The organism is Azoarcus taiwanensis, from assembly GCF_012910885.1.
In the GTDB taxonomy this organism is placed as follows: domain Bacteria; phylum Pseudomonadota; class Gammaproteobacteria; order Burkholderiales; family Rhodocyclaceae; genus Azoarcus_F; species Azoarcus_F taiwanensis.
Genome location: NZ_WTVM01000042.1, coordinates 18,134 through 31,125, shown reverse-complemented (window position 1 = coordinate 31,125; position 12,992 = coordinate 18,134). Strand labels below are relative to the sequence as shown.

Below are 12,992 nucleotides of genomic sequence, written 5' to 3'. Positions count from 1 at the left end.
AAGTAGTGGAACATCGAGGACTGGGGGTCGAGTTGGCCGCGCATCGTTGCAGGACAAGGAGTCTGGAGATGTGTCTATGACAAAAAGCTTTTCGGATCGTTCACAGCCTTTTGCATCACGCTGTTAGGAGCTGGGCTTGAGCCAATGTCGTCTTTGTCGAGTTCAGTCGTTGCTGCACCGGGAGGAGACTCGACGGTTGGTTCGTGTTCCCGTGTTTGACTTGAACGTTCTGTCTGTGATGCTTCCAGCCATGCTGGTGGTTTGAGATACATCACGTTGGGGGTGAGGGCCACGGCTGCGGTTAAAGCTAGCGCCGCGATTCCCCAGTTCCGGCGAAGCGCAAACAGTCCGGTTAGCGTGAGCAAGCCGGCGATGAGCGACAGGCTGACTGCCCTTGTGTTGTTCAGGATTGTGATGCCAACGAGAAATACTGCACCTAGTGTTGGCCAGAGTGTGGCATGGCCGCGCATCCATCCGAAGAACGCGATGGTGCCAAGCGCGGTGATCAGTGCAGCAGGTGCGTGATAGTAATCTGTGCCGCGTACCCTGTAGAAAGCGTCACCGCCAGCATCAATGGAGCCAAGAAAATAGGAATAGTCACCAATTGACCATTGAGTGAGGGTAATGCTGCCTATCAGCAACGCTGCAAACGCGATAACCTTGATTGCGGATTCGAGTTGCTGTGTGGATTTAAACAGCAACAATGCCAGAAAAGCCCAGTAAACCCAGGTTGCCCAACCAGATAGCGCAGTCGCAGTTTGAGCGATTGCGTCCTCTTCTGCGCCGTTGGTTGCGACAATAAGTACTGTGGTCAGGCTTAGCAGCCAGAACAACGATAACCCCGCGATGAACAGGCGTGATAACGGTGTCGTGTGCTTATGCCATAGTAAAGATCCAAAAATTGAAACGAGCAGCAAGTCAAAACCGAGTAACGACAGGTCGGGCAAGAGTCCGACGGGGTGACCGAAAACATCGGTGAGCGAGTGAATGACGTGTGAAACAGGGCTTTGGAGCAGGGCGTGGAACCAGCCTCCAAGGCTGGCCAGACCAGCAAGGGCAAGGATCAGTCCGAGTACCAGTTTGGACGCCAAACTCCAGGAAAGGATGAACAATACCGAAACAGCCGTGAGCCCACGTACCCCCCCCTGCCAGATTGGTAGCATGGGTAGCACGATGGCTCCGAACAACAGGCAGAGATAGGCCTGACGCAGCTTCTGGTGACTAACGAGGGCGTTGTGCATGTCTCAGGCTTATGCCAAAGAAATCGAATTGACGCCAAAGCCACCGTCTTTACCTGCAGCCCCTATGCCGGTACGGCATATGGACTCCAGCGCCAAGGTCTGTTCATCGAATACATAGGTCCAGTGCTTTCCGGGTTCGATGACGTCGAGGTTGTCGTGGTAATAACGGCCGCTGTGATCGAGGATTGCAAGAAATGGTTGTGGACCGAACATGCTGCCTGCACTCAGCCTGGCATGCAGTCTGTTGCCGTCAAGCCGCAGCTCAAAACACGGCGGAGATTGAGGTTGGCGATTTTCCAGCAGGCAGACGTGTTGCTGAGCGGCTTCTTCTGCGCCCGAAAAGCGCAGTGATACCTCGGGATAGTCGGGAGCGACATTTGCAAGCAACTGTCGAACATGATCAACATCGGGACGGATGTCGCGATAGTCATGGTCGGCAAAAGCGAGTATTGCGCTGCCTTTGGCGCAGGCGTCATCAAAGGCCTGACGGACATGGGTTTCGGTCAGGCAACGCAGCCTTGTTCCAACGTTCAGGCATCGGAATATCCAGCGACGGCAATGCCCGGGTGTCTGGTAGTCGTCGTGATGGGGGTGATAGCCAAGCCAGTCAGCGGGGGCGCGGGTCCAGTCTCCGAAGCGTCCGAGTTGAAGATCACGCTGACCTTGCAAGTTGTCGTCACAGGCTTGATTGGCGTAGTCGAAGGGTAGCCATTGTTCAAGGAATAGATGGCTATCCGGGCGCTCGGCATGAAAACCAGGGCGGTTGGTGGTTGGAAACCAACTGTCTTCCAGTATGCGTCTGGCAATGACTGCTAGCAGGATATCCATTGAGTTGTTGAACGAGGTCGCCGCAGCGAGCGGACGGCGTGTCAGCGAGAGTGGATGAAAATGCCAGTTGATCTCGTCCCGGGTGCTTTTGCTTGATGCGAGAATCTGTTTATAAAAGTTGAAAACCTTGCCATAACCCAAGGCTTTATGACGAGGGTTTTCGGTATAACCTAGGTGGTCCAGGCAGTGCCAGCTATATACCCAGCCGCATCCGTTTGCATCAAGCATGCGGTTTCGGAAACTGGCCGACAAGGCGTCTTCGAGCATTCGCTCAATATCGCTCCAGTCGCGGTTATACGCCAGCAGGGCTGGCGATAGTACGGCGGCGACACGTGCCTCCATTCCGCCAAGGTCGACTTTCTGGCGTTGCAGGGCTTCAAGCGTGGCGACTGATGGGGGCAGGTCTATGCCGAATATGCTTTTCAGCCGGGAGAAGGTCGCTTGTATGCCTTCGTTGAGCGGCCCCTCCGTGTCAATGCAATGAACGACGTGCAGGACGGGCTGTCTGGTTTCAGGGTTCATGATGACGTTCTCGGTACAGGTTTTCGAGGCTGTAGCGTCGTGGCAGTACGACATCCTCAATCAGCTTGGCCACCCGGTCGGATGCGCCACCCGGCTGCGGCAGGGTTTTTCGAAGGGCTTCAAGTTGTTGTGCGGTCGGTGTATCCGTCAGGAGGCTCTGAAGGCCGGACTGAACATCCTGAAGGGACTCAACCGCCAGCGCACCGTCACTGTCGCCGTAGGTTACAAAGCGTGCATAGGATGAGATACGAGGAACAAGCAGCGGCTTGCCCGACAGTAGAAGCTCCCAGCCGACTGTTGAGGTCAGGGTGACGCCGACATCACAGGCGTGGATCAGGTGCGACAGCGGTTCATGCGCGTAGCTCTGAAGGCAGTCCTCGGGAATGACCTCGCCGCGTGGGTCTGTGCTGCTCGGATGCAAGCGCACAATCAGTCGCCACCCGTTGGCCCGGCAGATATCGGCAAGATGCTGTCGTACCCGTCGGGGCAACTGAGGGTCGTCCGGTTCGGGTTGTTCGGCCCAGAAAATCAGTTTCTGGTTTTCGGGTATTCGCCTTTCCTGCCGCCAGCGTTTCCCTGCGGAAGGCAGGTCGGGATCGGCCAACTGATCAAACATGGGACTGCCAACGAGGTGGATGTCATCTCGTTGTCGCCCTGCAGCGATCAGGCGTTTGGTCACGTCTTCGCGCGACACCGCAATCACGTGACCGTTGTCCGGGCGACCAAGCCAGGGTTCTTCAAGAATGCCGAACAACTCGACCATACACAGGCTTGGGATGTCGAGTTGATAGGCTGCGCGCAATGCAGCTTTCTCCATTCTGGGCGAGGTTGTTGCGACGACGACATCGGGCCGAATCCGTGACAAGACCTCACGCATGAAATGCACAGGGGTGAAGGCATTGAGACCTAGCTCGCGATAACGCTGCCAGGCTGCGGATTCACCAATGTCTGAGGCCAGATCACGAAACGACACCCCGAGATAGGCGATGGACTCTTCACGGGTGATTCCCTTGCCATCAGTATGATGCTTTTCGGCTAGCTTGATACCAGGGAGACGTATAGCCGGGTCTGAAGTGTCAATGAAGTCTATTGGGCGAAGCGGGCTCAGTTGTTCGAGCTCAGCGACTTGGGCTGCTGTCGTCAGGGCAAGCAGGGTGCATTGGTGGCCGAGTTGTGTCAGCGTACGTGTCAACGGTGCTATGGCCGCAACATGCGCACCACCATAACAAGTCAGAAATGCTTTCATCAGTTGCTGGCTTTGCTTGGGTTGTCAGTTTTGTGGTTTGCAGCCGACGCCGACAAGAGAGGCCTCTTTGCTCCAGCGTACCCATTTGGACGTGCTGCGAGGTAGGGGGAGCGCAGCCGTGAAGCGTGCGAGCGTTGCCATGAACGGGCTGTGCCATGTCGAGGGAAGCTGTATAAGCTTGGTTGTTTGGACGTTCTGGAATCCGTACATCTTGAGGCATTGGGTCAGACTTTCACGAGTGTATGGAGTGACATGTGAAAACACCTTGTAAAAATTCCGGGTATTCGAGTCCCAGTCTGGCGTCATGAATACGACCTTGCCGCCGGGCTTGAGTACGCGAATGATCTCGGCCATGAGGTGCGGCAATTCGAAGGTATAGAAATGCTCGATGACGGATTTGGAAAAAATCACGTCGAAATGGTTGTCATCAAACGGGAAGCGTTCCTTGGCGATGTTGCAGATCAGGTGAGGTACATCATCCGCTGCTGCCTCCCTGTCCAGTGAAACCGCATCAAAGCCCAGATGCATGGCAATCTTTGTGTGTGCGCCCCAGCCTCCTCCCAAGTCCATGAAGCTCCCTTTGTGGATGCCAGCGAGATCGTGGAGGATGTGACGGAGCAATTCTTCGGGATAGCCGGTTTCCTGTCCCTTGGCGTGGGGCAAGACGACTTCATTGAAGAATTTGGGTTGTTCGTTATTGCTCATTTGCATGCCTTTATTCTTGGTCTATCTTGGCTAGTAGCTGCCTTTTGTCCAGAGTTGCCGGACGGTCATCAGTATGATGCGCAGGTCGAAAAGGAGTGAATGTCTCCCGACATAGTCAAGGTCGAGTTGCAGCCGTTGCTTGGTCGTCGCATCGGATCTCAGCGTTGCCTGCGCCAGGCCGGTGATGCCCGGTCGCACGCTATGTCGTAAGGTCCAGTCATTCTTCGAGTATAACGACTGCTGCTGCGGAACATCGGGACGAGGTCCGACAACGCTCATGTCGCCTTTGAGCACATTGAGCAGTTGTGGTAATTCGTCGAGACTTGTTCTACGGAGCCAGCGCCCGCTTGTGGTGATGCGAGGGTCTTGTTGTTGCGTTTGATAGCCGCCAATACGGTCGGCGTTGGTGACCATGCTGCGGAATTTGTACATGGAGAAAGTCTTTCCACCCAGTCCCACCCGGGTCTGGCGATAAAGCACTGGACCCGGCGAATCGATTCGCACGATGAGTGCAATGGCAAGCAACAGGGGGGCGAGCAGCGCGAGTGCGGAAGCCGCGCAAAGGATGTCAAAAAAGCGCTTCACTCGGTGCTCGGTGCGTTTTGAGCGAAGGTAGTGGGGAAGGCAATGCCCAATTCAGCAAAACCGGGTGAAGAGTCTTGTTCGAAGTCTGTGGGGTCAATGAACGTCCTCGCCCACAATTCTACTGCAATCAGCGCGCGTAATTCGCGGGTGCGATCGGATGCCGGTTGCTGGTGCTCTTGAAGCAGTTTCCGTACCGACTCGGCTTTGAACAGATCCCGAGACAAAGTGCGTTCGGACAGCAGCAGGTTTTGAACGAAACCGGCCAGTGAACCGCGAAACCACTCACCAACCGGCACGGTAAACATTTGCTTGCGCCTGTAGGCCAGGTCATCGCCTATGAGTTCGCGCGCAGCCTTCTTGAAGATGTATTTGGTCACACCGTCACGTAGCTTGATGCTGCCGGGCATTCGAAAGGCGAGTTCCATCATGCGATAGTCAAGAAATGGAGTGCGGGCCTCGAGTGAGCAGGCCATACCCATACGGTCAGGTTTGACCAGGTTGTTGCCGGCCAGCAGCAGTCGCATGTCGATGTACAAGGCCTGATTGATGCGGTCAAGGTGAGCCGCTTCATCGAACAGGGGGCAGGTGATGTCAAAGGATTGGATGTTGGCGGCTAGCTTGGCGAACTCCGGGGTGTACAGCGAACACTTTGCGGTTTCATCGAACAGACTTAGATTGGCATGGTAACGTTTGCGGAAGAGTTCGTCGCTGCAGTTCAGCGCGTCTGTGGCAGAGAAGAAGTTGCGGTATTTGTCGTAGCCAGCAAATAGTTCGTCGCCGCCATCGCCGGTCAGCACGACTTTGACCTCCTGTGCCGCGAGGCGGGCGACACGGTAAGTGGGCATGAATGACACGTCGCCGTGGGGTTGATCGCAAAACCACACCGCCAGCGGCCATAGGTCGAGCATGTTGGCGTCAACCTTGCGCATGGTGTGCCGGGTTCCGAAGCGGGCGGCTGCCTGTGCGGCAAAAGGGCTCTCATCGAAACGCGGCTCGTGAAAACCGATGGCGTAGGTATTGACTGGCTCGCTCATATGCCGACTCATCAGTCCGACCACGGTGCTGGAGTCCACGCCACCCGACAGAAAAGCACCAAACGGCACGTCAGAGCGCAATCTGAGGCGTACCGCATCATCCAATGTGGCGTTGAACTCCGCGATCCAGTCGTCCTCTGAGCGGGTTTCGGTGCGCTGGTCAGCAAGGCACCACCACTGGTGTTGCTGGCTGCCGCGGCGGTCGATGCGCAGAAAATGCCCCGGTTTGAGGTGCTCGATACCTTCGAAAAGCGTTAGCGGTGGCGGGACGTAGTTGAAGGTCAGATAGTGGTGTAGCGCTTGCGGGTTCAGTTGTCTGGTGATGCCGGTACGCAACAGCGATTTGATCTCGGAACCAAAGCTGAGGCGTTTGCCGTCATCGTGGATGTAGAGCGGTTTGACCCCTATACGATCGCGAACAAGGTAGAGAGCGTCCTGCCTGGCATCATGAATGGCGATGGAGAACATGCCGTTTAGGCGGTTCAGGAAGGCTATGCCTTCACGTTCATAAAGACGCAGCAGCACCTCGGTGTCGGAGTGGCTACGGCAAGCGTAGGCTGAGCCCTCAAGTTCCCGGGCCAGTTCAACATGATTGAATATTTCCCCGTTCTGGACCACAGCAATATTTCCGTCGTCCGACACGAAGGGCTGGTGCCCCCCGGCAATGTCGATAATGGAAAGCCGCTGGTTGCCAATGGCGAGGCCTTCTGCAAAGTGGATACCTTGATCATCCGGGCCACGATGACGCAATATCGCACCCATGGCCCGCAGCTTGTCGTCCGGCAAGGGATCACGTTGTCTGTCAAAGTATCCAAAAATTCCGCACACGTTTTGGCTCCGGCAAGCCTTGGTGGAGGCTTGCAGTTAGATCAGTTTCTATTTGCGAGACGCAGGGCAATCTCACTGACGATTTGTTTGAGTTCCTGCCGGTTGGATTCGAGTACTGACGGGTGGGCTGCTTCGCTGGCGGCGATGAATTGACGCAGTTTTGCGATTTCGCACGCAAAATCCATTTCCTTGTTCAGTTCGTCTAGCGTCTTGGCCTGACGGTGAAATGTCCTTGACAGGATGGCTGAGCGGGAACCAAGCCGGATGTGCTCTCCGATTATCCGTTCTGCCGTCAGCAAGCCCTCTCCAATACGCGCCAGACCGCCAAAGCCAAACGGCATGTTGGCCTTGGCAAGTGTTTCCGCGATACGGTCCAAAGTGCCATCGGCGAGCGGTTGGAACATGAATGCCTGTCCGAGCGACAGATGCAGGTCGTTGAGTCCGATGAAGATCTCTCCGACTCCAGGTGTTCTTGCCACGAGTGGCAGGATGTTCAGGGCCTCGCGAGTTTCGGCAAGGGGAATTACTGGGACACGCTCCCGGACCAATCTACAGAAACCCTGAACTTCATCCATTGATTTGAACATCGGCAGCATCAACAGGTCTGCGCCGCGTGTCAGGGCGTCTTCGATCTCGCCATGCGAGCCTGCATGCCACGGGTTGAGGCGGACAAGCAGCGTGGTGTTGCCTATCGCAGCTCGGATGGAAGAGATGTCATCGGGTGTATGCCGTGACATCCAGGTATCAAGATGCCCCTGTCGCTCCTGCTTGCCAAGGTACTCTAGGTCAACAAAGATCCGGTCGACACCGCAAGCTGCAACATGCGCAGCAATGTCCGGTTGGTTGACTATCATCATCAGTTGCATCATCTGCCATGTCCTTTGATTCTTTTCATGCAGGCGGTTCTGAGTCGCTGATCAGACAGAATGACAAGGGTCAGCATCACGATGACTGTCAGGCACGCCCACAGTAACCGGGACCACGTGGCAACGCTGATTGTACTGCCCAAACATGCCACGCCGAGTCCTGCTGCAGCCGGGAGGGCGATGTTTGTCGGCGCATGATGCAAAGCCGAGCGGAGCGTGGCGCGACCAAAGTGTCGGGCTGTATGCCATGTGAGCAGGATGGTTCCCAAGAGATAGGCGATGCCATAGCTCATCATGACCCCCCTCAAGCCGATTTGTGCCAGGAGATTTGGTGCCAGAACTGCAACGGAAAACAGCATGACTATCGCCGTCACGACAAGTGGTCGTGTGTGTCCGCTGGCCGCAAAGGCAGACGCGTAGACATTGAGCATTGCCTGAAAGGGCAAGGCAATGAAGCCGATGCTGGCCAACGCAGCGAGGGTATCGAACTGATCTGCTCGAAAATTGGCGCTGAAGAAGGCGATATGGACGAGAACGTCGGCAAAAAATATCGACGGGATAGCGATGATCAAGGAAAACAGCAGCGTAAAGCGTAAACTGGTTGCCAAGCTTGCATGTCCTGCTGCTGCGCTACCTTGTGGCAGGTCTGCTGCCAGTCGTGGCAACAATACCGTGACGATTGAACCAATGACCACGCCCATTGGCAGCTCGACCAGCTTGTACGCATAGTTGAACAATGACAAGGAACCCGCGTCGTCTAGTGACGAAAATGCACGTGCGAGTGGCGGCAGTATCACCAGCACTGTCAGAAAACTGAAGCTGCCGAGAAACTGAGCTACAAGGGTGCGATCAATCAGGCCATGCCGCCCGATCGGGGGGGTCCAGACTGGTCTAAGGCCCCATGTCTGCGTAGCCAGACGCAAACCCGCTCCGATCAAGGCGCCTGCCGCAATGGCGGTGACCGTTTCCGTGGCGGGTAACACCAGTAGACTGGCGATGACCGAAAGATTGAAGATCAGCGTGCCCGCCGCACCGAGTGCAAAGCGCTCCCGCGAGTTCAGCAAGGCAACCACAGCGCCTGACAGGGCGGCCATAGGCAAGGACAGGGTGACGAGGCGGAAGTGCCAGACGAAAGAGTCTCTTGTGGATTCACTCAAGCCTGGCGCTAGAAGGCTTAGCGTTGGCAACGCAAGGATTGCGACGCTCAAGGCCAGCAGCACAAATACCCCGCCGATGATACGACAGGCTTGCATCAACAAGGCGGTGTCCCCACCCGGGCCCAAGCGTTTGTACGCGGGAACAAGCGCTGCCGTCAGTCCGCCACCGAGCAACAGGTTAACGACCAGGTCGGGGAAAGTCAGTAGCACGATCGCGATGTCAGTGTGTTCGCTCGCGCCGCCTCGGAAAGCGAGCAGCCATTCTCTGCCGAAACCGGTCAGACGCCCCGCGAGCACGAACAAGGAAACGATGAGGCCGGACTTTATCAATGAGGACATTCGTGGGGTCAGCGTTTCAGATGCTGGTAAATCGCTGTTTTCCTGATTTGCCGTTTCAGTCTGGTTTTCAGCGCGTAGGCGGCGAGGTGATAACGGACACACGCAGGAGGAGGTCGCTTATCAACCGCAAAATAGCACTGGATGAAAGTTTGCTGTTCGGGGGGCGAAAGTTTGTGGCAAGCGCGAACCAGGTCGGCCATCCGCTGCCGCAGATTGACGCTACCAGGCTTGCCTGCACGCAATCGGGCTGTGTCGATAAGTGCAAATTGCACCTTATCTCCGGAACGCATCATGATGTTGCCACCGGACAGGTCGCGAAAGAACACACCTTTGTCGTGCAGTCGATGCAGCTCCGCTGCCAGCATTTCATAGAGGATGTGAGTATCTTGCAAGCGTTGCGGTGCTTTCCCGCTCCTCAACTGGCTGAATATCGCACCGACTGATTGACCGCCCTCGATCTTTTCGCAAACAAACCAGTTCTCTGTCAGGTTGTCTCCACGTGCCTCGAACCAGGCGACTGGTCTGGCTGTGTCGACTCCACGGCGCAACAACTCGGCAGCTCCGCTCCAGCTTCTGACTGCCTTGGAGGGTTTGAGGCGATCCAATAGTTTTTTATGCAAGTGGTGTTTAATGGGTTTCTTGACGACTAGCTGTTTATGCGCATCGCGTGGATCAGTGACTGTCCAGATCGCGTTGCGGGCGTGTCGCAGCGCGTTGTCAGCGCGCTTGGCCGGTGTTTGAAGCATGTCGGGGCGCAGCCCCTTCATAAGGATGTCCGCCTCCGCACGGTTACTGGCGAGCACCATGCCATGCCAGTCCGGGCTACGGTAGTAAAAGTGCAGTTTGCCCTCATGTCTATGGATACGCAGGCCGGGTAGTGCGCGCGCCTGGGGGGACAGGGTCGGGGTGAGTGATTTTGGCCAGCTAGCGTAGATCAGTGCTTCCGAGAAGAGCGTTGGGGGCTCTGACAAGGTGTTGCCGTCACGATCCAGCCACTCCGCCTTGATCATATCTGCAGGCGAATAGACATCGCACGCTGCTGCAGCCAGTGCGTTAGCGGTCCAGATGACGTGAATCTCGGAGTCGTCGCGCAGGAAGCGATGTACCTCAAGCTCATGCCCATGTCTGCCGAGATAGCGTGCTCCCGGAATCAGCCGGTTGAACGCGGCCAGTGCGTGAAACGCTGGCCGCACCCTGAAGTCGCAGGCGGTGCCGGTAACCGATGCGTAATGCGTGATGCGCTCCAGCCTGGGGTAGGCGTGGTCGCCGTCGTCAATCAGCCCTTCGCGATGACACACCAGTGGACCCCAGCCGGCGCGGGCTACCGCGCCGGATGCGGCGCACAACACCATGTAGCGGCTGAGGTAGTCTGCCTGCTTCTGCTCGCTATCAGGCAACATGCGCTCAATGCGTGGCAGGGTCCAGAAGGCCGCGGGCGACATCATTCTCGGTACCCCGGCGTGGGCCCCAAGCCGCTGTAGCAGCCGCGCCTTTTTGAGAAGGTTGAAGCGGACTCGTGGAGCTAGAAGAGATCCGAGGGCCTTGTGATCCCAACGTTCAGGCTCGGTCGCCCTTTCCGCGAAAAGGTTGTCGGTGTGAATATCGGGCCGTAGGCCCTCACGGGCAAGCAGATCCAGGATGCCGATGGTCCAGGGCGGTTCGAAGTCGGTGATGCTCGGGCCGGCGAGGACGAGGTTGCGTTTGCGGATTTCTTCGTGCCCGATTCGCCAAGCCGATAGAAACCCCTCGAGACTGTAGCCTGCCCAGCGATTGCGGTTGATGGTGGAGCACAGTTCGACGATCTCGACGCGGGGGCCGAAGCGATCGAGCGTGGCGATGAGAAAGTCACGCCATTGCGCTTCGGCTGCGTGCGAGGGCATGGCCCGAGCGGCTTCAAAGGGCTGCAGGATGTGCAGCATGACCTTGAAGTCCTCGGCGAGCAGGTGCTCAAGAAAGCGGGCGACATGGTTGTCGAGATCGCCATAGGTGAAGTCGAGCCGGACCTGTTTTACGCCGAGGTCGTTAAGCGCCGCGATGATGGCGTCGTCGGTGGCCGGGTCCGGGTTGGTGGCCACGCCGACGCCACAGAAGCTTTCGGGCACACGGTGCCCCACTGGGGGCAGGTGGCCACGAGGCATTGAGAATTGGCCGGTGAGCAGCGCGCGAAGGTTGGCGGCAATGAAGCGCCACTGGAGTTTGTTAGCCATGTTGAATGCGTGCGTGCCCTAGTAGCCTTGAAAGAGAAATTCCAAGGCCTGCGTGATCTGTACCTGCTCATCTGCGAGGGACGCCACCGGAGTCTTCAACACGCGCACGGGCACCGCGCCCATCTTGGGTGTCTCAAGGAGGTAGTCTTGCCCGTTGATTGTTAGCACCGGTGTAAGGCGGGTCGGCAGTTTGACCTGCGGAAAATGTTGGAGGCTGCGCAAGGGGACAGCCATGCGGCTATCCAGCCCGTCGAGCAGGTCACTTTGCACATCCAGCAGATAGGGCGTGGTGTTGGCGTGACGACCGGGATTGGCATAGACATCGAAGCGCGCCATCAGAAGTTTTTCCACTCGTCCAGCGGCAGACCTTCGACCTCGACGGTGGCGTTGTAGGCGGCGATGAAGTCGGCGTGATCCTCTTGCCACTTGCGCTCCTGCGCACGGCGGACGACTTCGCGTAGGACATTGTCGCAAACTTGGGAGATGTTGATATCAAGCTGCTTAGCGGCGTCGAGTATGTCGCTGCTCAGGCTCAGATTGACCGCACGCTTGCCGGGCGGGCCGGTTCGAGTGCGTTGATGGGTTCGCGTGCTTGGCATTGATTGCTCCATGCGCATTGGGCTATGCGCATGTGAATTCTACATGCTTGTGGGCGTTGATCGGTCAAATACGCGGGGCGATGCGCTATCCGAGGGGGCGCAGTGTAACTCCGACCCGGTCGATGTGGTCTCGCAGCGCGGCGTTATCGATCTGGTGCATAAATAGCAAATCGACCTGCCACGGGAGGTCGAGTTCGTCGATGGCGCGAGCGATGAGTAGCTGCCGCTCGAGCGTGATGCCCGGTGCGATGAGGCACAGGTCGATGTCGGAGCCTGGGCGGTCAGTTCCCATCGCGCGTGATCCAAAGAGCGTCACCCGCTCAACTTCGGAGAAGCGTCCGATGGTTTCGAGGATTCGTTCCAGGGAAGAGGGAGGTAGGCCGAATGGTTGAGCCGCCATGCTATGTAGTCTGGTCGGAGCTGAGTGATGCCAGCCTGGCGTCGAGGGCCAGGAAGAGCGGGTGGTAGCGCGTAAGGATCCGCTGCACGATGAGGTCTGCGATCTCTTCGTTGTAGGTGTGAGAGGTCAGGTTGCGGCTCTGAATCATCTCCATCCAGCCCTCGCCGTCCTCGATGAGGCCTTTTGCAAATGCCTGACGGCTTGCATCCCGCGATCCCATGATGTTTTGCGAGCCTTGCCAGACGAAGAAGTCGCGGAGCACGTTCCAAGCGAGCTCGTGCGTAAACTCAAAGGCCTGGATCAAGCCCTGCTTTTCGAGGTCGCTCAGCGGGCGCTCCTCGGCCAAGCGGACCGCATCGGTCAGCCGGGAAAGCGCCTTGCCATAGTTTGCGTGGCGTTGTTGCCAGCGGATGTCGTTGGGTTTCGGCATTGTGC

14 protein-coding genes are annotated in these 12,992 nt (G+C 57.1%); 1 reads left to right on the top strand and 13 read right to left on the bottom strand.

What is annotated here, in order from left to right; translation table 11 throughout:
• Positions 1-74: 74 nt before the first annotated feature.
• From GPA21_RS08965 to GPA21_RS08925, 9 genes are read right to left on the bottom strand one after another with little or no spacing between them, the layout of a single operon-like run.
• Positions 75-1,241, bottom strand: coding sequence for a hypothetical protein (locus GPA21_RS08965; protein WP_168987862.1), 1,167 nt, complete (start codon positions 1,239-1,241; stop codon positions 75-77).
• A 9-nt stretch (positions 1,242-1,250) separates the two neighbouring features.
• Positions 1,251-2,591: a hypothetical protein gene (locus GPA21_RS08960; RefSeq protein WP_168987861.1), complete on the bottom strand. Its 1,341-nt coding sequence runs from the start codon at positions 2,589-2,591 to the stop codon at positions 1,251-1,253.
• Positions 2,581-3,837 carry a hypothetical protein gene (locus GPA21_RS08955; RefSeq protein WP_168987860.1) on the bottom strand — a complete coding sequence of 419 codons (1,257 nt, stop codon included), beginning with the start codon at positions 3,835-3,837 and terminating at the stop codon, positions 2,581-2,583. Before GPA21_RS08955 ends, GPA21_RS08960 begins: the two co-directional genes overlap by 11 nt.
• 24 nt (positions 3,838-3,861) lie before the next feature.
• Positions 3,862-4,542: a methyltransferase domain-containing protein gene (locus GPA21_RS08950; RefSeq protein ID WP_168987859.1), complete on the bottom strand. Its 681-nt coding sequence runs from the start codon at positions 4,540-4,542 to the stop codon at positions 3,862-3,864.
• A gap of 30 nt (positions 4,543-4,572) precedes the next feature.
• On the bottom strand, positions 4,573-5,127 hold the full coding sequence (locus GPA21_RS08945) for a sugar transferase (protein ID WP_168987858.1): 555 nt from the start codon (positions 5,125-5,127) through the stop codon (positions 4,573-4,575).
• Positions 5,124-6,989 (bottom strand): asparagine synthase (glutamine-hydrolyzing), encoded by a 1,866-nt coding sequence (gene asnB / locus GPA21_RS08940; RefSeq protein WP_168987857.1) that lies wholly within the window; start codon positions 6,987-6,989, stop codon positions 5,124-5,126. Before asnB ends, GPA21_RS08945 begins: the two co-directional genes overlap by 4 nt.
• A 41-nt stretch (positions 6,990-7,030) precedes the next feature.
• Positions 7,031-7,858, bottom strand: a complete 828-nt coding sequence (locus tag GPA21_RS08935) for an aldolase/citrate lyase family protein (RefSeq protein WP_168987856.1) — start codon at positions 7,856-7,858, stop codon at positions 7,031-7,033.
• Positions 7,855-9,351: a murein biosynthesis integral membrane protein MurJ gene (murJ, locus tag GPA21_RS08930; RefSeq protein WP_168987855.1), complete on the bottom strand. Its 1,497-nt coding sequence runs from the start codon at positions 9,349-9,351 to the stop codon at positions 7,855-7,857. The genes GPA21_RS08935 and murJ overlap by 4 nt, the downstream gene beginning before the upstream one ends.
• 8 nt (positions 9,352-9,359) lie before the next feature.
• Complete coding sequence (locus GPA21_RS08925; protein ID WP_168987854.1) at positions 9,360-11,270, bottom strand: lipopolysaccharide kinase InaA family protein; 1,911 nt, start codon at positions 11,268-11,270, stop codon at positions 9,360-9,362.
• Here GPA21_RS08925 and GPA21_RS08920 point away from each other — a divergent pair.
• Positions 11,262-11,492 (top strand): hypothetical protein, encoded by a 231-nt coding sequence (locus tag GPA21_RS08920; RefSeq protein WP_168987853.1) that lies wholly within the window; start codon positions 11,262-11,264, stop codon positions 11,490-11,492. The two genes, GPA21_RS08925 and GPA21_RS08920, sit on opposite strands and share 9 nt — an antisense overlap.
• Positions 11,493-11,576: 84 nt before the next feature.
• Here the strand turns inward: GPA21_RS08920 and GPA21_RS08915 are convergent, their stop codons facing one another.
• The 4 genes from GPA21_RS08915 to GPA21_RS08900 form a co-directional block, all read right to left on the bottom strand.
• Positions 11,577-11,894, bottom strand: a complete 318-nt coding sequence (locus GPA21_RS08915) for a CcdB family protein (RefSeq protein WP_168987852.1) — start codon at positions 11,892-11,894, stop codon at positions 11,577-11,579.
• Positions 11,894-12,157, bottom strand: a complete 264-nt coding sequence (locus tag GPA21_RS08910; RefSeq protein WP_168987851.1) for a type II toxin-antitoxin system CcdA family antitoxin — start codon at positions 12,155-12,157, stop codon at positions 11,894-11,896. The genes GPA21_RS08915 and GPA21_RS08910 overlap by 1 nt, the downstream gene beginning before the upstream one ends.
• An 85-nt stretch (positions 12,158-12,242) precedes the next feature.
• Positions 12,243-12,557 (bottom strand): nucleotidyltransferase domain-containing protein, encoded by a 315-nt coding sequence (locus GPA21_RS08905; RefSeq protein ID WP_168987850.1) that lies wholly within the window; start codon positions 12,555-12,557, stop codon positions 12,243-12,245.
• Position 12,558: 1 nt separating this feature from the next.
• A complete protein-coding gene (locus GPA21_RS08900; RefSeq protein WP_168987849.1) occupies positions 12,559-12,987 on the bottom strand; it encodes a nucleotidyltransferase substrate binding protein in 429 nt (142 codons plus the stop codon).
• Between the last annotated feature and the right edge of the window lie 5 nt (positions 12,988-12,992).